The sequence below is a fragment of the Methylomonas sp. BG-2 genome (genome assembly GCF_057766305.1).
Window position 1 is genome coordinate 1 of the sequence record NZ_JBYMAP010000037.1, and the last position, 24,916, is coordinate 24,916.

The 24,916-nt window shown below is 57.6% G+C and carries 22 protein-coding genes; 14 read left to right on the plus strand and 8 right to left on the minus strand.

Annotated features, from left to right (window positions below; all coding sequences use genetic code 11):
* The first annotated feature begins 724 nt into the window (after positions 1-724).
* A complete protein-coding gene (locus AC3B8H_RS05475; RefSeq protein WP_488440610.1) occupies positions 725-1,330 on the plus strand; it encodes a hypothetical protein in 606 nt (201 codons plus the stop codon).
* A 48-nt stretch (positions 1,331-1,378) separates the two neighbouring features.
* On the opposite strand, the gene cysN is transcribed toward AC3B8H_RS05475, so the two are convergent.
* The 4 genes from cysN to cysD are packed head-to-tail and all read right to left on the minus strand — an operon-like array spanning position 1,379 to position 5,515.
* On the minus strand, positions 1,379-3,004 hold the full coding sequence (gene cysN / locus AC3B8H_RS05480; protein ID WP_488440611.1) for a sulfate adenylyltransferase subunit CysN: 1,626 nt from the start codon (positions 3,002-3,004) through the stop codon (positions 1,379-1,381).
* A 35-nt stretch (positions 3,005-3,039) separates the two neighbouring features.
* Positions 3,040-3,573: a hypothetical protein gene (locus tag AC3B8H_RS05485; protein ID WP_488440612.1), complete on the minus strand. Its 534-nt coding sequence runs from the start codon at positions 3,571-3,573 to the stop codon at positions 3,040-3,042.
* Between the two features lie 5 nt (positions 3,574-3,578).
* On the minus strand, positions 3,579-4,592 hold the full coding sequence (locus AC3B8H_RS05490) for an AAA family ATPase (protein ID WP_488440613.1): 1,014 nt from the start codon (positions 4,590-4,592) through the stop codon (positions 3,579-3,581).
* 14 nt (positions 4,593-4,606) lie between these two features.
* Positions 4,607-5,515: a sulfate adenylyltransferase subunit CysD gene (gene cysD, locus AC3B8H_RS05495; protein ID WP_488440614.1), complete on the minus strand. Its 909-nt coding sequence runs from the start codon at positions 5,513-5,515 to the stop codon at positions 4,607-4,609.
* 87 nt (positions 5,516-5,602) lie between these two features.
* Between cysD and AC3B8H_RS05500 the strand changes: the two genes are divergently transcribed.
* The 3 genes from AC3B8H_RS05500 to AC3B8H_RS05510 all read left to right on the plus strand — a co-directional run bounded on the left by AC3B8H_RS05500 (position 5,603) and on the right by AC3B8H_RS05510 (position 7,785).
* The gene (locus AC3B8H_RS05500; RefSeq protein ID WP_488440615.1) at positions 5,603-6,016 is read left to right on the plus strand and encodes a hypothetical protein; all 414 of its coding nucleotides are present in this window, start codon (positions 5,603-5,605) and stop codon (positions 6,014-6,016) included.
* 124 nt (positions 6,017-6,140) lie between these two features.
* On the plus strand, positions 6,141-7,499 hold the full coding sequence (locus AC3B8H_RS05505; RefSeq protein WP_488440616.1) for an O-linked N-acetylglucosamine transferase, SPINDLY family protein: 1,359 nt from the start codon (positions 6,141-6,143) through the stop codon (positions 7,497-7,499).
* A 94-nt stretch (positions 7,500-7,593) separates the two neighbouring features.
* Positions 7,594-7,785: a hypothetical protein gene (locus AC3B8H_RS05510; RefSeq protein ID WP_488440617.1), complete on the plus strand. Its 192-nt coding sequence runs from the start codon at positions 7,594-7,596 to the stop codon at positions 7,783-7,785.
* Positions 7,786-7,934: 149 nt separating this feature from the next.
* Here AC3B8H_RS05510 and AC3B8H_RS05515 read toward each other — a convergent pair whose 3' ends face one another.
* Positions 7,935-8,315 (minus strand): hypothetical protein, encoded by a 381-nt coding sequence (locus AC3B8H_RS05515; RefSeq protein WP_488440618.1) that lies wholly within the window; start codon positions 8,313-8,315, stop codon positions 7,935-7,937.
* A gap of 171 nt (positions 8,316-8,486) precedes the next feature.
* Between AC3B8H_RS05515 and AC3B8H_RS05520 the strand changes: the two genes are divergently transcribed.
* Complete coding sequence (locus AC3B8H_RS05520; RefSeq protein ID WP_488440619.1) at positions 8,487-8,885, plus strand: DUF805 domain-containing protein; 399 nt, start codon at positions 8,487-8,489, stop codon at positions 8,883-8,885.
* Positions 8,886-9,067: 182 nt separating this feature from the next.
* Here the strand turns inward: AC3B8H_RS05520 and AC3B8H_RS05525 are convergent, their stop codons facing one another.
* Positions 9,068-9,289, minus strand: a complete 222-nt coding sequence (locus AC3B8H_RS05525) for a hypothetical protein (RefSeq protein ID WP_488440620.1) — start codon at positions 9,287-9,289, stop codon at positions 9,068-9,070.
* A gap of 164 nt (positions 9,290-9,453) precedes the next feature.
* Here AC3B8H_RS05525 and AC3B8H_RS05530 point away from each other — a divergent pair, with 164 nt between their 5' ends.
* From AC3B8H_RS05530 to AC3B8H_RS05560, 7 genes are all read left to right on the plus strand, one after another.
* Positions 9,454-11,322, plus strand: a complete 1,869-nt coding sequence (locus AC3B8H_RS05530; protein WP_488440621.1) for a thiamine pyrophosphate-binding protein — start codon at positions 9,454-9,456, stop codon at positions 11,320-11,322.
* 13 nt (positions 11,323-11,335) lie between these two features.
* Entirely contained in the window at positions 11,336-12,094 is a 759-nt protein-coding gene (locus tag AC3B8H_RS05535; RefSeq protein ID WP_488440622.1) for an SDR family oxidoreductase, read from the plus strand.
* An 8-nt stretch (positions 12,095-12,102) separates the two neighbouring features.
* Complete coding sequence (locus AC3B8H_RS05540; protein WP_488440623.1) at positions 12,103-12,912, plus strand: citrate synthase family protein; 810 nt, start codon at positions 12,103-12,105, stop codon at positions 12,910-12,912.
* Complete coding sequence (locus AC3B8H_RS05545; protein ID WP_488440624.1) at positions 12,909-13,724, plus strand: citrate synthase family protein; 816 nt, start codon at positions 12,909-12,911, stop codon at positions 13,722-13,724. Before AC3B8H_RS05540 ends, AC3B8H_RS05545 begins: the two co-directional genes overlap by 4 nt.
* A gap of 120 nt (positions 13,725-13,844) precedes the next feature.
* A complete protein-coding gene (locus AC3B8H_RS05550) occupies positions 13,845-15,992 on the plus strand; it encodes a TonB-dependent receptor plug domain-containing protein (RefSeq protein ID WP_488440625.1) in 2,148 nt (715 codons plus the stop codon).
* A 53-nt stretch (positions 15,993-16,045) separates the two neighbouring features.
* Positions 16,046-16,993: an ABC transporter substrate binding protein gene (locus AC3B8H_RS05555; RefSeq protein ID WP_488440626.1), complete on the plus strand. Its 948-nt coding sequence runs from the start codon at positions 16,046-16,048 to the stop codon at positions 16,991-16,993.
* Between the two features lie 6 nt (positions 16,994-16,999).
* Entirely contained in the window at positions 17,000-21,436 is a 4,437-nt protein-coding gene (locus tag AC3B8H_RS05560; protein ID WP_488440627.1) for an EAL domain-containing protein, read from the plus strand.
* Positions 21,437-21,648: 212 nt separating this feature from the next.
* Here the strand turns inward: AC3B8H_RS05560 and AC3B8H_RS05565 are convergent, their stop codons facing one another.
* Positions 21,649-21,921 (minus strand): hypothetical protein, encoded by a 273-nt coding sequence (locus AC3B8H_RS05565; RefSeq protein ID WP_488440628.1) that lies wholly within the window; start codon positions 21,919-21,921, stop codon positions 21,649-21,651.
* A 285-nt stretch (positions 21,922-22,206) separates the two neighbouring features.
* Here AC3B8H_RS05565 and AC3B8H_RS05570 point away from each other — a divergent pair, with 285 nt between their 5' ends.
* Positions 22,207-22,698: a sterol desaturase family protein gene (locus tag AC3B8H_RS05570; RefSeq protein ID WP_488440629.1), complete on the plus strand. Its 492-nt coding sequence runs from the start codon at positions 22,207-22,209 to the stop codon at positions 22,696-22,698.
* Positions 22,699-22,954: 256 nt separating this feature from the next.
* The gene (gene ubiD, locus AC3B8H_RS05575; RefSeq protein ID WP_488440630.1) at positions 22,955-24,418 is read left to right on the plus strand and encodes a 4-hydroxy-3-polyprenylbenzoate decarboxylase; all 1,464 of its coding nucleotides are present in this window, start codon (positions 22,955-22,957) and stop codon (positions 24,416-24,418) included.
* Positions 24,419-24,422: 4 nt separating this feature from the next.
* Here the strand turns inward: ubiD and AC3B8H_RS05580 are convergent, their stop codons facing one another.
* Positions 24,423-24,755, minus strand: a complete 333-nt coding sequence (locus tag AC3B8H_RS05580) for a hypothetical protein (RefSeq protein WP_488440631.1) — start codon at positions 24,753-24,755, stop codon at positions 24,423-24,425.
* Between the last annotated feature and the right edge of the window lie 161 nt (positions 24,756-24,916).

A 24,916-nucleotide genomic window follows, 5' to 3' on the forward strand; every position in this document is an offset into this window, starting at 1 on the left:
GGCACATCCTCGCCATCAGGAGTAATCCTTATGATCTGAAGATCTGAAAGTGCAGCGACGCCCATTGAATCGTATGCAGCATGGGTATCTGCGGCTGGCCAAAATATCGTGAGAACGATAACAAATGCTAAAGCTTGGTAATTAAAACTCATAAAAGCCACAGCTAGGCTGCATCGCAGCATCAGAATAGGAAATAACCTGCAACCCTCCGCCAAGAGCCAAGGATGATTTTTTATAAAGTATAGAGAAACAGAAACGAACGCGACTAACTCTGGTGCAGGCTGTTTGCGATACTCTCGCGGTCTGGAGACAGAGGTCAGGCTATTGATGCGTTGCTTTAGGCAATACTCAACCTACGACAAACCGCTGCTTTGCCAATTTTCAATATACTGACGCCATTTCGATGTAACGGTCATCGCCACTCCTGATTAAAAAATCACAGGACCAGGATGCCGCGGACTACTTGGCATATACGGGTGGGCGGAACGGAGCACTACCATCCAGCCAAGGACGGCAAGCTTGGGCCATCCATGGCGCCCGGATTTCTGCACCCGAGCTGGAAGGCGAATCCCCGCCGAAATGACGAGCACTACCGAGAATCCGCAAAGTTGAAGTAGGCGAGAGCAAAAACGAAGGTTCAGACCTTAGCGGTCGCGTCGCTAGTCATCGTTCTGACACAATCGCCAGGCACACTTATCTAACTTACTAGACCAGGGAGAGCGAAATGCGCTTGATTTGCTTGTTTACCGGGATATTGATTTTGTCGAGTTCCGTCACGTCCGCATCGACAACCGTTGAATTTGCAGAGGCTCACCATTTGGATCGCCGCCAGTTGATCAGCCAGCCCATCAATGTCAGTCCCAACGTACCGTTGGTCAGCATTTTTACCAGGGTACACTTTCCGTATCCCAGCATCCCGTTGACTACTTCGACTCCGAGTCAAACAATGCCTTTAGAAACCAGTTCGACACCGGGTGCGACGATTCTCGCCGGCGAACTTATCGATTTGACTAGCGTGACACTGACGGGCGCCAGAGCCTCCAGCGGGAACATCACCCTGCGAGACGATATAGATTTGGCCGCGACGCCCGCAAACTCGGTCAAAATATTCTCACCAACCCAGGTCGCGACTGGCGGCAATGTACTCCTCGTGCCTCATCGGACATTGGACCTCATCGAGTTTGGCGTACCCGATTCCCAAGAAAGAGCGATATTCGCCGGCACCCCAATCACACCGACCAATGTCCCGCTCCCCACGCCATTCGCACTGTTTATCAGTGGGTTGGCGCTGCTTTGGCCGATTTCTCGGTGGCCAATACTCAACGCATAACAAACAGCAGCTTTGGGTTCCCATGCGCCGCATGGGAACAGCCGCGGTTTAGTGAACCACGTTACGGTTTTTCAAGGCGTCGTAAATTTCGTCTATGGTTTGCCGGTCGGCATCGAAGGCCAAATCCGCGTGCTCGGCAGCCAATCCCGCGCACAGGCCAATCAGGCCGGCTTGCTTGATCACGGCGGCCAGGCTGGCATCGCCTTGTTCCAATACCGTTGCCACGTGGCCGGTGTCGAACAGGCGACGCTCCAAGTGGTAGGCCATGGTTTTGGCGTCGGCGCCAGTCAGCGCGACGATGGTGGCGGTTTGGCCGAAGCGGCTGGCGCGTTCTTCTGCGGTCACCGGCGCCCATTCGTCCTTGCTGGCATCGCCGACGATCATGCCGGCGCCAACGGTGACGTTGGTCAAACGGTCGATGATGATGAACGAGCCGGTGGCTTTATTGCGCTTATAGGGTTCGAACACTACCGGCGCGTTGACTGCGACGGTGCATAAGCCGATTTCGTTCAGTTTCAATTCGTCGGCGTCGTGATGCTCCAGTGTGTTGACGTCGATGCGGTGGTGTATCGTCGCCACCGAGCCGGACACGCCGCGGGTCGCCAGTTTGATCATGTATTGGCGGCCGGGCAGCAGGGCTTGTTCGGTCATCCAGACGATATTGGCCTTGAATTTGTCGGCGATGCTGGGCGTGGTTTGTTGTTGGCCCAAAATCACGTCGCCGCGGCTGATGTCGATTTCGTCGTTCAGCGTCAAGGTCACGGCCATGCCGGCAAAGGCTTGCGGTAGGTCGCCATCGAAGGTGACGATGGATTTAATCGTGCTGGTCTTACCGGACGGCAGCACGGTAATCGCATCGCCTTGATGAAACAGGCCGGACGCGACGGTACCGCAGAAGCCGCGAAAATCCAAGTTCGGCCGATTGACGTATTGCACCGGAAAGCGGGCATCGTCGAAATTGTGGTCGCTGGCGATTTCGATGCTGTTCAGCAACTCCATCATCGGCAAGCCGCTGAACCAGGGCATGTTGGCGCTGGGGTTGACGACGTTGTCGCCGTCCAGCGCCGACATCGGAATGAAATGAATGTCGTGTAGATCCAGGGTTTTGACGAAGACCATGTAATCGTCGCGAATCTTTTCGAAGGTTTCCTGACTGTAGCCGACCAAGTCCATTTTGTTGACCGCGACGATAATGTGCTTGATGCCCAGCAGCGAGGCGATGAAACTGTGGCGTTTGGTTTGGGTTTGCACGCCGTAGCGGGCGTCGATCAGAATCACCGCCAAGTCGCAGGTCGAGGCGCCGGTAGCCATGTTGCGAGTGTACTGCTCGTGGCCCGGCGTGTCGGCGATGATGAATTTGCGGGTCGAGGTGGAGAAATAACGGTAGGCCACGTCGATGGTAATGCCTTGTTCGCGCTCGGCTTGCAAACCGTCGACCAGCAGCGCCAGGTCGATCTTGCCGGCGCCGGTGGTGCCGGACTTAACGCTGTCGGCCGCGACCGCCGTCAGTTGGTCTTCGTAAATCATTTTCGAATCGTGCAGCAAACGGCCGATGAGCGTGCTTTTGCCGTCGTCGACGTTGCCGCAGGTCAAAAACCGCAGCAATTCCTTGCGTTCGTGTTGCGCCAGATAGGCGTTGATGTCGGTGGCGATGAGGTCGGATTGGTGGGACATTTAAGAATTCCTGAAAATTTTTTTCGAAACGAATTTCAACTGACTAGTTGATGTTTTCTGGCTTCAGCTTCATTAAAAACTTTTATTGCCGTTGGAGATATATTCCAAATCTTAGTAAGCGACTTGAGTGCGGGCCTAAGATCATCTAGTACAGGCCGTAACCAAGCATCCTCACTTGTTCTTATGACTAGAATCAACTCGAAGTCGATGTTTTCAAGAGGCAGCGCTTTGAATTGATTGGGAAGCTCATTGAAACCAGACGAATGACGATTTGAATAATAAGAGATAAAAAGATGCAGGCTATTGCTCATCTTTGATTTTATCTCACTAATATATTTGTCAAAGTCATCTCTGTTGGCTGGTTTGGGGGAAGATGTCTTTGCTTCTATAATAGAAATATAATTTTTATTATTTTCTACCTTAAATAGCAAAAACTCCGATATGGCTATGCCTTCGCTTTTTTTAGAGCCTCGGTTTAGCGTTAGTAAATTATGGCTTTTTTCAATATAAAAAAAATGATCCTCTGAAAAAGGCCCAAATGACATGCCTGATTCTAATATAGTGATCATAACTATCAGGTTGGCAGGTTTACTTCTTCTTTAAACAACCGCGTTGCTTCATCAATAATAGGATTGTCTGGAAAATCCTTCAACAAATCCGATTGAACCCAACCTTCTTCTTTTGATAGAACCGGGACTGAAATTTTTTGTTGTTGAGCTATTAGAAATAACTTTTTGACAACAAAATAAGAATGACTGGCTATAAAGAATTGGATGCCGCGACTAGCAAGGGCAGAGACAATATCCAACAAAATTGAAATAGCTTGGGGATGAAGTGCTGATTCAGGCTCATCAATGAAAACTATAGAACGATCTGACAAATAGCGGTTTCCTAATAAGGTATCCAGTATGGCTATTTTTTTGATACCTTCGGCTGTAACTCCAATTGAAAACCTCTGGTTACCTTTCTTAAATTGCCAACGACTCGATGGCTGGTCGTATTCTACCTTGCCACCAAACATATCCTCTAAAGATTTCCTAGACTGCGAAAACTCCTTGGAGTTTCCACCTTTTCTCGGCACTTGGCTTAGAGCTTTTGCCAAATCATAGTAAGTATCATCGAACCCATAAGCATTATCTTGTTCACGAGACTTAATTATTATGTTATGAATTGATAGAACTTCCTTTGCAGGCAAAAAAATAGAATTGCTATCTCCTCTTGGAGCCACATGATTCTCAAGCCTAGGAATAGCCTTTGTAGTATCTTTTCCAAATGCGTAAGAAAAATCGTTGTCGTCAACCGTAAACTTAAAGTCAAGAGGTTGATCTGAGTTTTTAGAAACCAAATCACCAATTCTGTTATCTGGCTGAAAAGTCCAATATAGCTTGGAAGCCAAAATCTCAGATGCCGAGCGAGGCTCATTACCCCTTTTGTATTCTTCCAAAGTTCGTATTGCGGTATAAAGGGACTTTAATAGGCAAGTTTTACCCGCGCTATTACCACCAATAACCAAATTAACTCTTCCCAAATTGGACCAGCTTAAATCATCAATTGGACCAAAATTTTTAAGCTCTACACTATTAATCATTAGACGCCCTAACTCTAAAAGTAACCCTCGCGCTTCTTCTGCTCCATCGATCCGGCCTGATCGTGGTCGATCAAGCGGCCTTGGCGCTCGGACGTGGTAGTCAGCAACATTTCCTGAATGATTTCCGGCAAGGTGGTGGCGGTCGATTCGACGGCGCCGGTTAATGGATAACAGCCCAGCGTGCGGAAACGCACCATTTTCATTTCGACCTTGTCGTTGGGACCGATCGGCATCCGGTCGTCGTCAACCATGATCAGCATGCCGTCTTTTTCGACTACCGGTCGTTCCTTGGCGAAGTACAACGGGACGATCGGAATGTTTTCCAGATGGATATATTGCCAGATGTCCAGCTCGGTCCAGTTAGACAGCGGGAACACGCGGATGCTTTCGCCCTTGTCGATTTTGCCGTTGTAGATGTTCCAAAGCTCCGGGCGTTGATTTTTCGGGTCCCAGCGGTGATTTTTGTCGCGGAACGAATACACCCGCTCCTTGGCGCGGGATTTTTCCTCGTCGCGGCGAGCGCCGCCGAAGGCGGCGTCGAACTGGTATTTGTTCAAGGCTTGTTTCAGCGCATCGGTTTTCATCACGTCGGTGTGCTTCTTGCTGCCGTGCGTGAACGGGCCGATACCTTGGGCGACGCCTTCCTGGTTGATGTGGACGATCAAATCCCAACCCAGATCTTTGGCCAGTTGATCGCGGAATTCGATCATCTCCCGGAATTTCCAGGTGGTATCGACGTGCAACAGCGGAAACGGCGGCTTGCCGGGAAAGAAGGCCTTGCGGGTCAAATGCAGCATCACGGCGGAATCCTTGCCTATCGAATACAGCATCACCGGTTTTTCGAATTCCGCCGCCACTTCGCGGATGATGTGGATGCTTTCAGCTTCGAGCTGTTTGAGATGGGTCAGTTTATAATCGGTCATCAAATCTCGGGGCGCGGGGCCAATGGAAGTCAGGTGTCGGCCGGGTATTTTACGGGCAAACCCCCAGTGACGCCATCGACAAAGCTTATGAGACACTACCACGGCTTGGAAATCCTTCTGGAGCAACTCCCCGGTCGGCCGACCGCCAAGCGGCTGGCGGAAGCCTTGCTGGCGGATTTGCAAACCTGCCGCTGCGCGATTTACGGCTGCATCGGCGACGACGACCGCATCCTTCTGGCCGAACCGGCGCTGGTGGCCGATAGTCTGGCTTACGAGCCATTCGATCAGCGCATCGATCTGATGGTGGCCGGCCCGATACTGCGCGCCGATTGCGTGCCGTTGACCTTCCGGCTAGCCGGCCGGCAATTTGCTATCACCGGTCGTTGTTCAGCCTTGCCGCACGTCTGCGGCCGGGATTTATATCTGAGCGCTTACAGCGGCCGGGTCGGCGACATGGCGCGCCAGCGCTTTGCGATACCGCTAAAGCCCTTATTGGGCTGATTGTCGCCGCAAGCGCCGGATTTGCTCGGTATTCCGGCAAAATTGGGGTAGGATGCCACCATACCCCCGGACTCGATGTCGGGCCTTCCCTGGCGGTTTACGCCAACAATGGAGTGGAACCCCGATGAAACACTACGACCGCAGCCGAAAATTGTGCGAATGGGAGCGTCTGGACGAATGGCGGGAAAAGGTACGCGCCAGCTTGGCCGCCAACGAAAGCAGCCGGATATCGCCGTTTCATTTGTTGTCGTTGCCCGGCATCAGTGCCGCCGAACAGCGCCAATGCGCCGATTTGTGGTTGGTGGCCCGGCTGGCCGCCAGCCAAACCGAGCGGGACGATCTGGCGTTTCAGTTCACCGGGCCGACCAGGCCTAAAATTCGGCTAGGTTATTTATCCTGCGATTTCCACGATCACGCCACCGCGTATTTGTTGGTGGAAATGCTGGAAGCCCACGACAAGGAACAGTTCGAAATCTATGCCTACTCCTACGGAGCCGACGACGGCGGCGACATGCGCCAACGCTTGCTGCGTTGTTTCGACCGTTTCGTCGATTTGAGCGAGTTATCGATCGCCGACAGCGCCAAAGCCATTCATGCCGACCACATCGACATTCTGATCGATTTGAAGGGCTATACCCGCGGCACCCGCACCGAAATTCTCACCTACCGCCCCGCGCCGATTCAGGTCAACTTCCTCGGCTATCCCAGTACGCTGGGCGGCGATTTTTGCGACTACATCGTCACCGATCCCTACCTGACCCCACCCGCCAGCGCCGCCGACTATAGCGAGGCCTTCGCCTATCTGCCCAACAGCTACCAGCCGCACGGGCGGCACGCCGAAATCGGTCGGCTATCCAGCCGTGTCGAACAAGGCCTGCCGGAACACGGTTTCGTATTTTGTTGTTTTAATCAGGCTTACAAGATCATGCCGGAAATTTTCGACGTCTGGTGCCGGCTGCTCTACAACACACCGGACAGCGTGCTGTGGCTGCTGAAAAATTCCTCCGCCAAGGGCCGGCTCAGAAACGAAGCCTACCAGCGCGGCATAGCCCCGGATCGGCTGGTTTTCGCCGACGAACTGCCGCAAATCGAGCATTTGGGGCGCTTGGGCTTGGCGGATTTGGTGTTGGATACCGCACCCTACAACGCCCACACCACCGCCAGCGACGCGCTGTGGGTCGGCGTGCCGATGATCACCTGTGCCGGCGACACCTTCCCCTCGCGGGTGGCCGGCAGTCTGCTGCGGGCGATAGGCCTGGACGAGTTGATCGCGACCGATCTGGATGCCTACTACACCCTGGCTCACGATCTAGCCAATTGTCCCGAGCAATTGGCTGACCTCAATCGAAAACTAGCCGCCAATCGCTTAAATACCCCGCTGTTCGACACGCTGGCCTATACGCTGCACCTGGAAGCCTTGTTTCACACCATGTGGCAGCGCCATCTCGACGGCTTGCGACCGATCACAATCGAAAGCCATTGACACGCCGAGCCTAGTTCTTTGTCAGATTCATTCCAGTGCCACCTGAGAGCATCCGCCGCGAGGTTTCTTGGCCTGTCGCCTTAGCGACCGGCGCTTGCCCGCACTGTCCGCCCATTCCTCGGCCGTCGGTTGGCGGCGAGGCGGCGGCTTGTTTCCGCTGGATCACACACAAGGTTCCCAACCTGGCCAAGGCCAGCGCGTCGAACGGGCCGGCAAACCGTTCGTGGTGATTTTGGACAAGGCGTCCATTCTCATCGTCAGGCAGCTGAAACCTTATTGGAATTGATTGGAAGAAAACGGCATGCGATTTTATTTTCCGCCACCTTATAGCCTGAACTGAACCGCATCGAATTGCTAAAGCATTTTAGCCATCCACCACGCCGCCGTTGAATACAAGGCGGCCTGCCACTGCAAAGCCGCCTCGCCATTCTTATGCTATTTCTTATTAAAGTGGTAAATATCCCCAAACTTGCCTTTTAGCGTCATCGTTTTATCGTCCTTTTCGACCAGCGAGAATATATCGAATTTATCCGATCGGCCCAGCAACGAGATTTTCAATTTGCCGTTTTCCACTTCGTAATTCACCGGCGATTGGTCGTAATAACTACCTTCGCGCGGTATATGGGTGATCGTGACCTTGCCGGCGCCAAAGGTCCAGGTATCTTCCCGCTTGATGGTTTCCTGAGTCGTCGCCGACTTTTTGGTATATTCCAGTTTCCAACTGCCCTGGACCTCGTCGCCGGATTTCAGCGGGACGTCGGCAAACGCCTGGCTCGCGACGACCGACAAAACCAGCGCTATTGTGATGTTTTTCATGTCCAACCCCCGACTTTTATTAATATAGGAGGAATGCATTCTACGCTCGGGGCGGCACAAAGTACCTATAATTCAAACGAGGACGGCCAGCCGCCGTCCCTAAGTACCGCACCCCTCAATCCGAATCGGTTAGAATTCCGATTTGCGCCACCTTCCGGAATGCCCGCAAACATGCTTCGTTACGACCGCCCCCGCTATATCGCCCTGGGCCTGCCCAGTCTACTGAATGCCGCGTTGGTCATCTACCTGCTGGAACTGCGGCCGGAGCAGTGGTCCGACGACATCCGCAACGGTTTTTATTGGGCCTTGGTCGGCGGTCTCGGTCTGTTCGGCATCGCGGCGATGATTAAACGCGCCCGTGATTTGGGCTCGTCGGCATGGGGAATTTTGCTGGGCTTTTTATTTGCGCCGCCATTCATGTTGCTGGTCGCCCTGGTGCTGGCCTTTATTCCCAGCAGCCCCAGTGCCGACCGCCTGGAACCACCGCCGCCAAGCGTTGCTTCAACGACTTGGCAAACCGGCTTGGCGATCCTGATGGTGCCCTGGTTGGCGATTTGGCTGTTTCGGTAAAGGCCAAAACCCCGCCGCTGATCCTCCAAGACTTCTTAGCCCGACCGATTCGACGCCATCGCCATCTGTCCGCGCTTATGGATTTGCGATCCACTTCGCAAACCCGTTAGCCCAAAAAACAGCATTTATCAGCCGCCGGCTCCGTCGAATCGCCGGCGGCGCAAAATCGTTTGCTAGCCTCTTCACAGATTGAACTTATCCATCCGGCGGCCAAATTCGCGTCCGGACATCTCAATCAATCGACCCGGCAACAGAGAAGCAACGCTTGCCGGATCACTGAAAAATACGTTAAAAACTTGGCTGCGGATCATCCAATGGATACCCCGGACAACCTTAGCCGCCAATCCGGCCACCACACGGTCCGCCACGCATAAAAAGTCGTCCCGATCAGGAAAAGCCGGCAAATCCCCAGCCCTACCGGCGGCGATTGCTCCTCTACACTTTCGCTTCGGAACCGCTCCGGCCAAGCTCGGCTAAACCGACCGCAAGCATCGCGGCGCTGCCGTTCCACCACCCGAACCCTTTCGGCTATCGATAACCCGGTATTGTTTAACCTCGCGGGGTAACCATGAGCGCGCAAATTTCCCTGATTCATCACCATGCAGACCTGATCGACGATATCGCCGATCCCAAACATTCGCAGCCGGCGGATATTGCCGATCTGCTCGTCGCCTATCTGGAACAGATGGGGGTCGAATACGTATTCGGCGTACCCGGCGGCGCGATCGAGCCGCTCTACAACGCCATCGCCCGCAGCAGCCGGCGCGGCGGTATTCGCCACGTGCTGGCCCGCCACGAAGCCGGCGCCGCCTTCATGGCCGACGGCTACGCCAGGGAAACCGGCAAAATCGGCGTCTGCTGCTCCACCTCGGGCCCAGGCGCCACCAACCTGATTACCGGCGTGGCCTGCGCTTACGACAACAACATCCCGATGCTGGTCATCACCGGCCAGCCGGCCCTGCCGGCCTTCGGCAAATACCCCTTGCAAGAATCGTCCTGCACCGGCATAAACACGCTGGGCATGTTCCGGCATTGCACGCTCTACAACTCGTTGGTGTCCCACCCCAAGCAACTGGAAACCAAACTGGTGACCGCGTTGCAGCGGGCGATTCGGGCGCCGCGCGGACCGTCGCATCTGACCGTGCCGGTGGATGTGTTCCGCAGCCCCTGTAGCCGCGGCAGGCCGTCCTACAATCTGGAGCAGCTGCTGGCGCCGTCGTCGATGGTGGACGACGACGCCATCACCGAGTTGCGCGACATGCTGGCCGAAGCCCAAAACGTCGTGCTACTGATCGGCGGCGGCTGCGGCGAAGCGATCGGTTCGATTCTGCAATTCGCCGCGCTGAAAGGCACCCCGCTGGTCACCACGCCCGACGGCAAGGGCCTGGTCAATCCGCGCCATCCGTTGTTCCGCGGCGTGTTCGGCTTCGGCGGCCACGAAGCGGCCGACGCCGCGCTACGAGACAAATCGGTCGATTTGATTTTGGCAATCGGCGCCAACATGGGCGAATGGAACAGCGGCGGCTGGAGCGACAGCCTGCTCAACGAGCGTCTGGTGCACATCGACGAGTCCGAGGAAAACCTGTCGCGCACGCCAATGGCCCGTCTGCATGTGCGCGGCCGCATCCTGTCGGTGTTCAGCCGCTTGGTCGAGCACCTGCACCACCAGCAAAAAACCGACAATTTCGAATATGCGCGGCAACGCGCTTCCCGCGAGCGCAAGGTCGACCAACACGATCCCCACCAGCTTCTAAGCGCGCCGGAAAAATATCAAAGCGATGCCACGCCGCTGAAACCGCAGCGCTTGATGCGCGAATTGGGCCAGCTGTTTCCGCCAACCACCCGCTTCCTGGCCGACACCGGCAACAGCGTCTCCTGGGCCGTGCACTATCTGCATCCCGGCATCGACCGCCGGGTCGGCGAACGCCGACTCGGCGGCGGCGGCCGCAAGATCACGCCCGGCCTGCGCCGCACCGACGGCGGCTGGCTGCGGGTGACGATGAATTTCGCCGCCATGGGTTGGGCCATTGGCGGCGCGATCGGTACCGCGATCGCCAACCGCCGCCAACCGGTAGTGTGCATCACCGGCGACGGCAGCATGTTGATGAACGGTCAGGAAATTTCGGTGGCGGTCGCCGAGCGTCTGGCGGTGGTATTCATCGTACTCAACGATCAATCGCTCGGCATGGTCAGACACGGCCAGCGCTTGGCCGGAGCCGAACAAATCGGTTGCGATCTGCCGCCCAGCGACTTCGCGGCGCTCGCCCGCGCCCTCGGCGCGGACGCCTACACAATCCGCTCGCCGCAAGACTTGGCCAATCTGAATATCGCCGCGATTTGCGCGCGCAAGGGCCCGACGCTACTTGACGTGCTGATCGATCCCGACGAAGAACCGCCGATGAACGTGCGGATGCGAGTGCTGACCAACACCTTATAAGCGAGGCGATTTCATGAACAAACTCAGCGGTAAAACCGCGTTGATTACCGGCGGCTCCAGCGGCATCGGCCTGGCAAGCGCCAAACTGTTCCTCGCCGAGGGCGCCCGGCTGGCGATTACCGGCCGGGACCCGGAACGTCTGGAAACCGCCCGCCAACAATTGGGCGACGACACGCTGGCCGTCGTCAGCGAAGCCGGTTGTTTGAACGAAATCGAAGCCCTGCTGGATCAGGTCGGCCAACATTTTCCGACCTTGGACGTTCTGTTTCTAAATGCCGGCATCGCCGAACCGACACCGTTGGAATTGACGACCGAAGACCAATTCGACCGAATCATGCGGGTGAATTTCAAGGGCGTGTTTTTTACGATCCAAAAAGCCTTGCCGATGCTCAAACCGGGCGCATCCATCATCGTCACCACCTCGATCACCAACCGCAGCGGCACGCCCAATTTCAGCGTGTACGCCGCCAGCAAGGCGGCCTTGCGTTCGATGGTGCAATCACTGGGTTTGACCCTGATCGGGCAAGGCATCAGGGTCAACGCGATCAATCCCGGCCCTATCGACACCGAAGGCTTCAACCGCCTGCCGCTGCCGGGCGACGTGTTTCAAGCCATCAAAACCGACATCGAGGACCGCTCGCCGATCAAGCGCTTCGGCGCGCCGGAGGAGGTCGCCAAGGTCGCGTTGTTTTTAGCGTCCGACGACTCGGCCTATGTTGTCGGCGAGGAAATCGTCGTTGACGGCGGCATCACTTTAGTTTGTTTACCCTAGGAGGCATTATGAGCGCCGATCAAACCATCCCGACGATACGCACCCGCATCTGGCGGGAAGACGCCGAACCCGACAACCGTTTCGCCACGCGCACCGCCTATTGCCGAGGCTACGACGTCTACGGCGAAATGCTGGGCCGCGCCCGCTGGACCGATCTGCTGTACATGCTGTTCATGCCGGAAGCCCCCGACGCGGCGCAATCCGCGTTGCTGGACAGCTTGGCGCTGGCCCTGGCGAATCCGGGACCGCGCGATCCGGCCGTGCATGCGGCCATGTGCGGCGGCGTGTGCGGCTCGCCGGCCGCCTCATCGTTGATGGCGGCATTGGCGGTCGGCGCCGGTCAGGCCGGCGGCGCCCGCGAAGTCTACAATGCCGCGACCGGCTGGCTGCGCTGCGGCACCGATTTGACCGCGTGGAGGAGTTGGCTGGCCGAGTCGCTGACCGCCGATCCGGGCAGCATCTGGCCGGCGGTCGAGCACCCGCCAGGGTTCGACGATCACGGCGCCAGCACGTCGCTACCGGTCCGACAAACCCTGGACTGCTTGGTCGGCTATGCGGTCGGTCCGCGCCTGCGCTGGCTTAACGAGCATCGGGCGGCGCTGGAAGCAGCGGCCGGACGGCCATTGGCACTGTCCGGCGTCGCGGCGGCGGCTTTGGCCGATCTGGGCTTCGATCCGGAACAAAGCGAAATGCTATACCTGCTGCTGCGTTTACCGGGCGCGGCGGCGCATGCGCTGGAGCAACGACCGTTTGGCTATAAAAAGTTCCCGTTCGGCGTCGTCGAATTGGAAAAGGCGCCGGTGGAGCAAGCGGCATGAGGGGGGCAAAATTACTCGACCGCCACGTCGGCGTGTTGAAAAGCCGGATGGGCACCTTTTACCCCGGCAGCCACGTGGTGTTTCGCGGCCGCGATTTGCTGAGCGAATTGAAAGACATGGATTGGCTGGAGTTGTATGTATTCGGCATCACCGGCCGCCATTTCGACAAGGCCCAACTTAAATTGCTGCACGCGATCTGGATTTATACCAGTTATCCCGATGTGCGCTTGTGGAACAATCGGGTCGCGGCCTTGGCCGGCAGCACCCGCAGCACCGGCACGCTGGGGTTGGCGGCGGCGCTGGCGGTGTCGGAAGCGGAAATCTACGGCGGCGGCATTTTCGTGCGATCAATCGACTTTTTCAGCCGCGCGTTGCGCCAACTCGAACAAGACGGCGATCTGGAAACGTGTATTCGCGAGGAACTGGCCGCCCACCGCAACATCGGCGGTTACGGCAGACCGCTGGTGAACGGCGACGAACGCATCGCGCCGTTGTTGGCCTTGGCGAAGGAATTGGGCCTGGACCAAGGCCCGTATCTGCAACTGGCTCTGGCCGTCGAGCAGATATTATTGAACGGCCGCTGGCGGATGAAAATGAATTACGCCGCGCTGGTCGCCGCGTTGGGCAGCGACTTGGGCATGAGCGCGCGCGAACTGTATTTGTTCATCTTTCCGGTGTTTCTGGCCGGGATGCCGCCCGGTTACATCGAGGCCGCCGAGCGCCCGGCCGGCACGCTCTACCCCACGCCGTGCGACGGCATTGTTTACGACGGATCGCCTCGCCGCACTTGGCATCGGGCAAAGCCCGACTAAACTGCCCTTCAATTATCTCTGGCAATCGATGGTCCGAGCTTGGTATGCTCCGCTACCGGCCCGGCCCATCGGTGGCCCGAGGTTCGCCATAAAGACAAGACATCCATTCAGGAGCCCACCATGCATCGCCGTCTGTTCTTCCTGGCCGCGGTTTGCGTCAGCGCAAGCCCTTCGGCGCAACCGGTCTCGACCGAGGAAGAGGAAAGAGCCCTATCGCAAATCTACGGCGGCGAAGAAATGGTCAGCATCGCCAGCGGCTACAAACAGCCGATTTCCAAGGCGCCGTCGATCGCCACCGTCATCGACGCCGACGACATCAAGTCGATAGGCGCGACCGATATCGACGAAGTGTTGGAAACGGTTCCCGGTTTGCACGTGGAGCGCAACACGATAGGCTACAACCCGATTTACACTTTTCGCGGCATCTTTTCGCAGTTCAATCAGCAAGTGCTGATGATGGTCAACGGCATCCCGATCACCAATTCTTATACCGGCAGCCGCGGCGAAGCCTGGGGCGGCATGCCGTTGCGCGACATCGCCCGGATCGAAGTGGTGCGCGGTCCCGGCTCGGCGGTATACGGCGCCGACGCCTTCGCCGGCGTCATTAACGTCATCACTAAAACCAAGCAGGATATCGAGGGGACCGAGATGGGCGGCCGGGTCGGCAGCTTCGACACCTATGACGGTTGGGCGCTGCACGGCGGCGAATGGGCCGGTTTCGATGTAGCTCTGGCGCTGGAATACCACAAAACCGCCGGCCAGGATTCAATTGTCGATGCCGACCTGCAAAGCTATTTCGACAGTCTGGGGCTGGGTCCGAAAGCCTCGCTGGCACCGGGACCACTCAGCCTGTCGCGCGACAATGTCGACGCCCGCATCGATTTGTCGCGCGGCCATTGGCGGTTTCGCGGCGGCCTGCAACATCGCGGCGACTTCGGCAACGGCTCCGGCGTCGCCCAGGCCCTGGACCCGACCAACCGCTACGCCAGCGACCGCTGGAATGCCGACATCACCTATCACAACGACGACATCGATAACTGGGACCTGACCACCCAAGCCAGCTATTTCGAAACCACCCAGGAAATCGAACGCAATTTGACCCTGTTTCCGCCCGGCACCACGCTGCCGATCGGCGGCAACGGCCAAATCGGCCTCGGCGCGCCGGTCACCTTCCCGAACGGCTACATCGGCAATCCGGAAGTCTGGGAGCGCCATGTCCGCATCAACCAGTCGATTGCTTACAGCGGCTTCCAGCAGCATTTGATCCGAAGCGGCATCGGCTTTAATTACGACAGCCTGTTCCGGGCCAAGGTCAGTCAGAACTTCGGCATCGACCCGACCACCGGCCTGCCGATTCCGTCGCTGCCCGGCGTTCCGCTGATCGACGTATCGGGCACCTCGTCCACCTTTATTCCGGAAGTCGACCGCAAGGTCGCCTACCTGTTTTTGCAGGATCAATGGAATTTCGCCAACGACTGGACGCTGACCGCCGGCGCCCGCTACGACCGCTACTCGGACTTCGGCAATACCTTCAATCCGCGCGCCGCGTTGATCTGGGAAGCCGACTACAACCTGACCGCCAAGTTGATGTACGGCTCGGCCTTCCGCGCGCCGTCGTTTCAGGAAATGTACATCATCAACAACCCGGCGCAACTCGGCAATCCGCGCTTGAAGCCGGAAACGATGGAAAACATCGAGCTGGGTTTCGATTACCGGCCGCTGGACAACTTGCGGCTGGGCCTGAATTTCTTCAACTATTGGTGGAAAGACATTATTCGCTTTGTGCCGGACAGCGGTTCCACGACGTCTACCGCGCGGAACACCGGCACTCAACAAGGTTACGGCACCGAGTTCGAAGCCGAATGGCAGGCTACCGACGGCTTGAAGCTGATCGGCAATTACGCTTACCAACGCAGCCGCGATGAGGCGCTGAATCACGACGCCGGCTACGCGCCGCACCACCAGATTTATTTGCGCGCGAACTGGGAGTTCCTGCCGGACTGGACCATCAGCCCGCAAGCCAAATGGATTGTCGGCCGCGAACGCAGTTTCGGCGACGCACGCGAGCCGGTAGCCGACTATACTTGGGTGGACCTGACCTTGCGCCGGCAAAATTTGGCCAAACATGTCGAAGTAGCGTTTTCGGTTCGCAATCTGTTCGACGTCAGCGCCCGCGAGCCCAGCCTGATCGGCAGCCCGACCGCCATCCCCAACGATTTACCGCTGGCCACCCGCAGTTTCTACGGGGAAATCAGCGTTAATTTTTAGCCGACGGATTGCCGCCGCGATTGGCTCATTCACGCATTACTCGGGAGTTATTTTTGTTCGGTCGTTTGATTTTCACGCTGCTATTGGCAGTTTTTTTGTCGCCGATAGCCGGCATCGCGCAAGCCGATACGCCATCGGTGGCAATCGTTTATCCGGACGTCCGCGAACCCTACCGTTCGGTGTTTTTGGAAATCGCCCGCGGCATGGAAGAAGAGCTGGGCAAGCCGGTAGGCCATTATCTGCTCAACGACCGCGACGCGGCGGCAGCCGACCGCTTGATCGGCGCGCTTAAAAACGACCGGATCGACGTAGTAGTCACGCTGGGCCGCGCCGGACTGGCGGTCGCCAGACCGTTGTCGGCGGCGTTTCCGGTCGTGATCGGCGCGACGATGATCCGCCCGGACGAAGTACCGCAAGGCTTGGCCGGCATTAGTCTGACACCGGCGCCGGAAGCGATGTTCGACCATCTGAAAAAGCTGGTGCCGGACATCAAAAAAGTCACCGTGATATACGATCCCCGCCAAACCGCGTGGGAAATCGAACACGCCGAACGCGCCGCCAGGGAGCGGGATTTGATCCTGGCGGCCCAGCCTACCGGCAATCTGCGCGATTCCTCGGACCTGTTCCGGCAAATCCTCGTGGAAATCAAGGACAACTCGATCGCGCTGTGGCTACCGCGCGAGAATGCGGCGATGGACGAGCAATCGCTATTGCCCGAAGTGCTCCGCGAAGCCTGGGAGAAAAACTTCGTCGTGTTCTCGAGCAATCTCGACCATGTCCGCAAGGGCGCGTTGTTTTCGCTGTATCCGGACAATTTCGGCATGGGCCGCAGCTTGGCCAGCCTGGCCTTGCAACAAGCCCGGCCGGGCGGCAAATTCGAATCGGTCAAACTGTTGCGGGATCTGCTGGTCGCCGTCAATCTGCGAACCGCCGAACATTTGGGCCTGCGTTTTTCCAACCAGACCCGCCGCGAATTCGCGATGGTTTTCCCAACCCCTTGAACCTGAATGAAGCAGCGATCCAGGCCACGCCTGCGGGGCGCGAGTTTTTTACAACAACTGACGGTGACCTTCACCGTTGGGCTGTTGGCGATCTCGTTGCTGTCCTCGTTCGGCATTTCGACATTATCCTATCGTATCGTCCGGGATCAATGGATCGCTCAGGGGCGCCAGTCCACCGAAGCCTTTGCCGCCCAAAGCGCGCTGGCCTTGCTCTACGCCAGCAAGGAAAACGCCGAGGAGCCGGCCCGGCGATTTCTGTCGTTTCCGGACGTGCGCGGCGTCGCGATTTTCAACGCCGCCAAGCAAGCCTTGTTCGAACGCGGCGACACCACCTTGCCCGACGGCGCGGCCGCGTCCGGCTGGCCTGACGACTTGCGTCTGGCCCAGGAAACCGATCAAGCCTGGTATTTCGCGGCGCCGGTATTCGCGCGCGGCGGCGGGGACCAGGACGCGTCGCCGTTCGAGGCCCAGTCCGAACCGGAGTTGATCGGTTACGTGCGTCTGGCCCAGGGCAAGCAATCGCTGAACGTGATGAAAAAGCAGATACTCTGGGCGACGCTGCTGGTCTCCGGCGGCGCGGCCATGCTGTTTTTCGTATTCCTGCTGGCGATGACCCGCCGCCTGACCCTGCCGATTCAACTGCTGGCCAGGCAGATGGGCAAGGCCTCGGCCGGCGCCAAAAACGTCAGAGCCAGTTTGAGGGGTCCGCGCGACATCACCGATATGGGTAGCGCCTTCAACACGATGATGGAAGTGCTGGAAACCCGCGAAAAGCAGTTGGAACGCGCCCGCGACACCGCGCTGGAATCGGCGAGACTGAAAGGTGAGTTTGCCGCCAACGTCAGCCACGAATTGCGCACGCCGCTGAACGCGGTGCTCGGCATGTTGGAACTGTTGCAGGACATGGGCCTGACCCCCAAACAACTGGAATACTCCATGATCGCCCGCAACGCCGGCGAAGCATTGCTGAAATTGATCGAGGACATTCTCGATTTTTCCCGGATCGAAGCCGGCATGTTGAGGCGTCAGCCTGTCGATTTCGTGCTCTACGAAACACTGGACGAAGTCGTCGAATTGATGGCGGGCCAAGCTCACCGCAAAAACCTGCAATTACACTACTCCGTCGCCGACGAAATCCCGATGGTGATGAACGGCGAAGCTTCCAGAGTCCGGCAAGTGTTGATCAATCTGGTCGGGAACGCGCTGAAATTTACCGAACACGGCGCTATCTCGATAAAGGTTAGCGTCGAAAGCGCCAGCGCCGACCAGCATCTGCTGCGCTTCGAAGTCACCGACACCGGCATCGGCATTTCCGCCGCCGCTCAGTTGACGATCTTCGATGCTTTCGTGCAAGCCGACGGCTCCAGCACCCGCCACCACGAAGGCGCCGGTTTGGGCTTGGCGATCTGTCGGCAACTGGTCAATCTGATGGGCGGCAAAATCGGCGTCGTCAGTCAACCCGGCGGCGGCAGCACCTTCTGGTTTACCGTGCCGTTCGAAGCGCCGCGCGGCACCCAAGCGTTATCCGAAGCCCGCCAGGCCTATTTCGCCAATTTGCGCATCCTGGTGATTTCCGAAAACGCCAAGATGCGCCAATTCCTGACCCAGACCCTGGAACATTGGCAAATCCATTACCGCCACAGCGAATACGGCATTCGCGCGGTCGATATGCTGCGCTCGGCGCGCGAACAGGATCAAGCTTATCAATTCGCGATCATCGATCTGAAAGACGCCGGCGACCTGAGTTGGTTGGATTTGATCGCTCACGATCCGGCATTGGCCGATCTGAAAATCATCCTGCTGTCCAATCCGGGCGACACCGCCGGCCAGTCGCGCCTGCCCAACGTCGCCGCCAATCTGACCAAACCGGTACAGGTCTCCAAGCTATACGACTTCATCCTGACCGTCGGCCAGAACTACCATGAGGCCGCCCCCGCCGAAGCCGCCGAAACCCCGAACTCGGCCGAGCTGGGTCGCGCCATCCTGATCGTCGAGGACAACCGCGCCAGTCAGATGGTGGCGGCCGGCATGCTGGAACGTTTGGGCTGCGCCTACGAAATCGCCGCGTCCGGCAACGAAGCCCTGGAATGGCTGGCGCGCAAGCCCTTCGATCTGGTGTTGATGGATTGCCACATGCCCAATATGGACGGTTTCGAAGCCACTCGCCGCATCCGGCTGTTACCGAAGCCGCTAGCGCGAATTCCGATCGTGGCGATGACCGCGAACGCTCAGCAAGGCGACAGCGATTTGTGCCAGGCCGCCGGCATGGACGACTATCTGGCCAAGCCGATCAAATTGGCGCCGCTACGCGATAAGCTGCTGCACTGGCTGGAGAACGCGCCCGCGACGGCGACGCCCAACGCCCCCACCAACGCGCCGCCCAACACATTGGACGATCAGGTTCTGCGCCAATTGCGCGACGAGATCGGTCAGGGCTTCGAGCGGATGGTGCGGTTTTATCTAGAAGATTCGCCGGTCCAAATCCAGCAATTGGCTCTGGCCTTGGCGACCGACGACGCCCACCGGGTTCGGGAACTCGCCCACAGCCTGAAAGGCGCCAGCCGCAACCTCGGCGCCGACAAGCTGGCGGCCGTCGCCAAGCAGCTGGAAGAAGCGGGCGAACATCGCCAACTCGAAAACAGCGACGCGCTGCTGCGCCAGCTGCGCGAGGAATATCAATTCATCGAACAACTGCTGCTACGCGAAATCGGCGACGAGACGGTAGCCGAAGCCACGCCCGCGCCGCAGGGTCCGCGCATTTTGGTGGCCGACGACGACCGGGCGATGCGCTTTGCGTTGCAGGACATCCTGGAGAAAGACGGCTATATCGTCGATTTGGCCGGCACCGGTCAACAGGCGGTCGCCCTCTGCCAACAACAGATGGCGGACCTGATCCTGATGGACGCGTTGATGCCGGAAATGGACGGCTTCGAAGCCTGCCAAAAAATCCGGGCGCTGCCGAACGGCACCGAAGTGCCGATTTTGATGATCACCGCGCTGGAAAACGAACACTCGGTGGAACTGGCTTTCTCGATAGGCGCCAACGACTACATCCCCAAGCCGATCCATTTCACGGTCTTGCGCAAGCGCATCGCCCATTTGCTGAACGCCAGCCGCAGCCAACGCACGCTGAATCGCTTGGCTTACCACGACCCATTGACCAATCTGGCCAACCGCGCCCAGTTCATGGACCGCTTGAACGCGGTGATCAAGGCCGACGGTGCGCAACCGAACTTGCACGCGGTGTTGTTTCTGGACCTGGACCGCTTCAAGCTGACCAACGACACGATGGGCCACGACGTCGGCGACCAATTGCTGAAAGCCGCCGCCGAACGCATCCAGAGCTGCGTGCGTAAGGAAGACATGGTTTCCCGCTTCGGCGGCGACGAATTCATTTTGTTGCTGGAAAGAATCGGCAACGCCCAGGTCGCGGCGGCGGTCGCCGACAAAATCTGCAACACCATCGCCAAGCCTTTCGCGCTGATGGAGCAAGAGTTTTATATCAGCTGCAGCATCGGTATATCGCTGTTTCCGGCCGACGGCATCGACAGCGGCTTGCTGATCAAACACGCCGACACCGCGATGTACCGCGCCAAGGAACAAGGCAACACTTTTTGTTTTTACGAAGACAGCATGGAATTCGCGGTGTCGGCGAAACTGCGGCTGGAAAGCGATTTGCGCCGGGCTCTGCAACGCGACGAATTCTTCCTGCATTACCAACCCCAGATCGACCTGAATTCCGGCCGCATCATCGGCGCCGAAGCGCTGATTCGCTGGCGGCATCCGACGCTGGGCCTGATTCCGCCGGACTCGTTTATTCCGGTGGCCGAGGAAATCGGGCTAATCGAAGCGATAGGCGCCTGGGTGTTGCGCGAAGCCTGCCGGCAAAACCGTTTGTGGCAACAAACCGGCTATCCACCGTTCAGCGTTGCCGTCAACGTCTCGGCCCGCCAATTGGACCACGAGGATTTCGCCGATCAAGTGGCCGCGATCGTCGCCGATACCGGCCTATCGCCGCAATACGTCGAGTTGGAACTGACCGAGAGCCTGTTCATCCGCCACCCGGAAAAAAAGCGCGAGATTCTGTCGCAGCTGCGCGAAGCCGGCATGCAAATCTCGATCGACGACTTCGGCACCGGCTATTCCAGCTTGAATCAACTGAAGCATTTTGCCTTCGACAAGCTGAAAATCGACCGCTCCTTCGTCGCCAACATCATGCACGACGCCGACGCGGCGGCCATCGTGCTGGTGATTATTTCGATCGCCCGCATCCTCAAGTTCAAGGTCATCGCCGAAGGCGTGGAGACCGAGCAGCAAGCCCAATACCTGATGCAAAACGATTGCGACGAAGCCCAAGGCTACTTGTTCGGCAAACCGATGCCGGCCGAAGAACTCACCGCGATCCTGGAACGCGCCGGCCAGCTTTACCGCATTGCCCATTAAGGATATGGCCATAAATAACTTCCCGATAACATTTTCCGTTCGTCCCGAGCCTGTCGAAGGATGGACGGAATATTCCCTGCCGAATGCCGTCACCCGTTCATGCTTCGACAAGGCTCTCCTGAGCGTAGCCGAAGGGCTCGGCACGAACCGGTGACGGCATTTAGGGAAGTTATTTTTGACGGAATCCTAAGCGCGGCCCGGCGCGTTTACGGTCAACGCCAGTTGCCCGGATAGCTGTAAATGGCTTGGCCGTAAGCTTTATCGACGTAGATCGCCCGCGCCTTGCCAATCGTTTGTGCCGCGACCGGATTGGCGTAGCCGTGTATGCCACGGTTATAGGCCGGATTGTCGTAGACCACTTCGACAATCCGGGTTGCGGCTTCCCCGCCATGGGCTTCAATTCGGTCGCCGTGCGCGTGAACGTTGGCGGCCATCAATACGGTGGCGATGACGGCGGCGATTTTAATGGTTGCAATGGTGTTCATAACTGTTCTCCTGATAGGTGTTTGATAAGGCCGGCGGCGATGTCTCGCCCATTTCGTCCGGCTTGGCGGCTATTCTGGAGAAGATTTTTATATAAATAAAATCGATTGTTTTTATAGGATCGATAGCTTTTATATATAAATCTCTCCACCCTCGAAAGGTCGCGCGGCTACGCAAAACCGAGCCTGATGAGGGCCTCGAACCAACAACGAACCGAGCACCCGCGCGCAAGTCCAAACCGACGCAGTCACCTCCAAGGCGTCTTCCCCAAACAAACAGGATTACCGATGATGTTTGCCGTCCAGTTTATTCTGGCGCTCTGCTATGCCAAGCTCGGCGAATGGTTGATGCACAAATTTATCCTGCACGGCCTGGGCAAGCGCCGGGACAGCTTTTGGGCCTATCATTGGCACGAACACCATGCGGTTTGCGCACAACAGGCAATGTGCGATCCCGGTTACGCACGCATTCGTTTGTCCGTCTGGAATGCTCAGACCAAGGAGTTGGCGGTATTGGCCGGCATCGCGTTGGCTCACGCGCCGTTGCTGGCGATTTGGCCCGGCTTTCCGTGCGGGCTGTACGTGTCGCTGCTGATTTACTACACCCGCCACCGCAAGGCTCATTTGGACCCGGCCTGGGGCCGGCGCCATTTAAGTTGGCACTACGACCACCACACCCTGGCCAAGCCCGGTAACTGGTGCGTGACTTGGCCTTGGTGCGACTATATGTTCGGTACCCGGCTACCCGCTCCGCAGCCTGGCGAAGCCGACCGAACTTAGGATTTCGTCAGAAATAACTTCCGCGGATGGTTCCCATGCTCTGCGTGGGAACTTGCTCAGGGACGCTCTAGCACCCGGAGCGCGGAAACGGGAAGTTATTTTCAACCAAATCCTTAAGCATTCGCCACTCAAGCGCTGGCTCGCCTTGCAATTCTCCGGGCAAAGCGGGCAAACTTGTCGGCCGCGATTCTGGTAGCCGCGGTTGATCGACCTTAAGACCACTAAGCACCCTGCCCCATTGACCATCCATCATCCGATGAAATACAAAGACTTAAGAGACTTTATCGCCCAACTGGAAAAACAAGGCGAACTGAAACGCATCAAAATCGAGGTCGATCCCTATCTGGAAATGACGGTGATCTGCGACCGGGTCTTGAAGCAAGGCGGCCCGGCCCTGCTGTTCGAAAACGTCAAGGGTTCCAATATTGCCGTACTCGGCAACCTGTTCGGCACCACCAAGCGGGTGGCGATGGGCATGGGTGCCAAGGACATCTCCGAATTACGCGCGATCGGCGAAGTATTGGCGTATCTGAAAGAACCGGAACCACCCAAGGGCATGAAGGACGCACTGGAAAAACTGCCGGTGTTCAAACAAGTGCTGAACATGGCACCGAAAGTCGTCAACAATCCGCCCTGCCAGGAAGTCATCCGCGTCGGCGACGAAATCGATCTGGCCGATTACCCGATTCAGACCTGCTGGCCGGAAGACGCCGCGCCGCTGATTACCTGGCCGCTGGTGATTACTCGCGGGCCGAACAAGGAGCGGCAAAATCTGGGCATTTATCGCCAACAAGTGATAGGCAAGAACAAAGTCATCATGCGCTGGCTGGCCCATCGGGGCGGCGCGCTGGATTTTCGGGAATGGCAACAGCAACGTCCCGGCGAACCGTTTCCTGTCGCGGTGGCGCTGGGTGCCGATCCGGCGACGATACTGGCGGCAGTGACGCCGGTGCCGGACCCCTTGTCCGAATACGCCTTCGCCGGCCTGTTGCGCGGCAGCAAGACCGAAGTGACCAAATGCCTGAGCAACGATCTGCAAGTACCGGCCAGCGCGGAAATCGTGTTGGAAGGTTTTATCTATCCAAACGAAACCGCGCCGGAAGGCCCCTACGGCGACCATACCGGCTATTACAACGAAGTAGACGAATTCCCGGTGTTCACGATCGAACGCATCACCCAGCGCCAGGTGCCGATTTACCACAGCACCTATACCGGCCGGCCACCGGATGAACCGGCGATTTTGGGCGTGGCCTTGAACGAAGTGTTCGTGCCCATCTTGCAAAAACAATTCCCGGAAATCGTCGATTTCTACCTGCCGCCGGAAGGCTGTTCCTACCGGATGGCGGTGATCAGCATGAAAAAGCAATACGCCGGCCACGCCAAGCGGGTGATGCTCGGAACTTGGTCCTACTTGCGCCAATTCATGTACACCAAATTCGTCATCGTCGTCGATGACGACGTGGACGTGCGCAACTGGCAGGACGTGATCTGGGCCATCACCACCCGGATGGACCCGGCCCGCGATCTGACGATACTGGAAAACACCCCGATCGACTATCTGGACTTCGCCTCGCCGGTGTCAGGGCTCGGCTCCAAGGTCGGCTTCGACGCCACCAACAAATGGCCTGGCGAAACCCAGCGCGAATGGGGCCGGCCGATCGTGATGGATGAAGCTGTGATCAAGAAAGTGGATGCGATGTGGGATAGGCTGTTCAACTGAGCGTTTACCCACTCGGCGTGTTGCGGGCAAGGCTCGGAGTCTTGCGTTTATTGCTCGGAGTGTTGCGCGCAAGACTTTTAGAGTTGCGGGCAAGTCTCGGAACCTTGCGTTTATTGCTCGGAGTGTTGCGCGCGAGGCTTTTAGAGTTGCGGGCAAGGCCCGGAGCCTTGCGTTTATTGCTCGGAGCGTTGCGCGCAAGGCTTTTAGAGTTGCGATTAAGGCTAAAGACCTTGCGTTTGCTATGAGCGAAATCACTGGCAAAACTTGCAGCCTTACCGACTCGGTTTTGAATCGCAAAGCCCGGCCCAGACGCATCGAAAGGCACAAATCCCACCATCCATTCTCAGTTCGAAACCCCACCGGCCGGATTCGCCCATGCCGACAACCGGATTCCATCGGGCCACTCGGCACGATGGAATGCCAGCAGGCCAACCGCTCACAAACGAAACGAAGACCAGCGAGCGCCTTTCTTAAGCTGGTTAACCGTTTGCTGATATG

Excerpts from the sequence above, each read along its gene's own strand:
- AC3B8H_RS05530 (WP_488440621.1), top strand. The coding sequence starts at position 9,454 with ATGAGCGCGCAAATTTCCCTGATTCATCACCATGCAGACCTGATCGAC.
- AC3B8H_RS05570 (WP_488440629.1), top strand. The coding sequence starts at position 22,207 with ATGATGTTTGCCGTCCAGTTTATTCTGGCGCTCTGCTATGCCAAGCTC.
- AC3B8H_RS05545 (WP_488440624.1), top strand. The coding sequence starts at position 12,909 with ATGAGGGGGGCAAAATTACTCGACCGCCACGTCGGCGTGTTGAAAAGC.
- AC3B8H_RS05540 (WP_488440623.1), top strand. The coding sequence starts at position 12,103 with ATGAGCGCCGATCAAACCATCCCGACGATACGCACCCGCATCTGGCGG.
- AC3B8H_RS05560 (WP_488440627.1), top strand. The coding sequence starts at position 17,000 with ATGAAGCAGCGATCCAGGCCACGCCTGCGGGGCGCGAGTTTTTTACAA.
- AC3B8H_RS05505 (WP_488440616.1), top strand. The coding sequence starts at position 6,141 with ATGAAACACTACGACCGCAGCCGAAAATTGTGCGAATGGGAGCGTCTG.
- AC3B8H_RS05500 (WP_488440615.1), top strand. The coding sequence starts at position 5,603 with ATGAGACACTACCACGGCTTGGAAATCCTTCTGGAGCAACTCCCCGGT.
- ubiD (WP_488440630.1), top strand. The coding sequence starts at position 22,955 with ATGAAATACAAAGACTTAAGAGACTTTATCGCCCAACTGGAAAAACAA.
- AC3B8H_RS05490 (WP_488440613.1), bottom strand. The coding sequence starts at position 4,592 with ATGATTAATAGTGTAGAGCTTAAAAATTTTGGTCCAATTGATGATTTA.
- cysD (WP_488440614.1), bottom strand. The coding sequence starts at position 5,515 with ATGACCGATTATAAACTGACCCATCTCAAACAGCTCGAAGCTGAAAGC.
- cysN (WP_488440611.1), bottom strand. The coding sequence starts at position 3,004 with ATGTCCCACCAATCCGACCTCATCGCCACCGACATCAACGCCTATCTG.
- AC3B8H_RS05550 (WP_488440625.1), top strand. The coding sequence starts at position 13,845 with ATGCATCGCCGTCTGTTCTTCCTGGCCGCGGTTTGCGTCAGCGCAAGC.
- AC3B8H_RS05475 (WP_488440610.1), top strand. The coding sequence starts at position 725 with ATGCGCTTGATTTGCTTGTTTACCGGGATATTGATTTTGTCGAGTTCC.
- AC3B8H_RS05515 (WP_488440618.1), bottom strand. The coding sequence starts at position 8,315 with ATGAAAAACATCACAATAGCGCTGGTTTTGTCGGTCGTCGCGAGCCAG.
- AC3B8H_RS05520 (WP_488440619.1), top strand. The coding sequence starts at position 8,487 with ATGCTTCGTTACGACCGCCCCCGCTATATCGCCCTGGGCCTGCCCAGT.
- AC3B8H_RS05565 (WP_488440628.1), bottom strand. The coding sequence starts at position 21,921 with ATGAACACCATTGCAACCATTAAAATCGCCGCCGTCATCGCCACCGTA.
- AC3B8H_RS05580 (WP_488440631.1), bottom strand. The coding sequence starts at position 24,755 with ATGGTGGGATTTGTGCCTTTCGATGCGTCTGGGCCGGGCTTTGCGATT.
- AC3B8H_RS05485 (WP_488440612.1), bottom strand. The coding sequence starts at position 3,573 with ATGATCACTATATTAGAATCAGGCATGTCATTTGGGCCTTTTTCAGAG.
- AC3B8H_RS05535 (WP_488440622.1), top strand. The coding sequence starts at position 11,336 with ATGAACAAACTCAGCGGTAAAACCGCGTTGATTACCGGCGGCTCCAGC.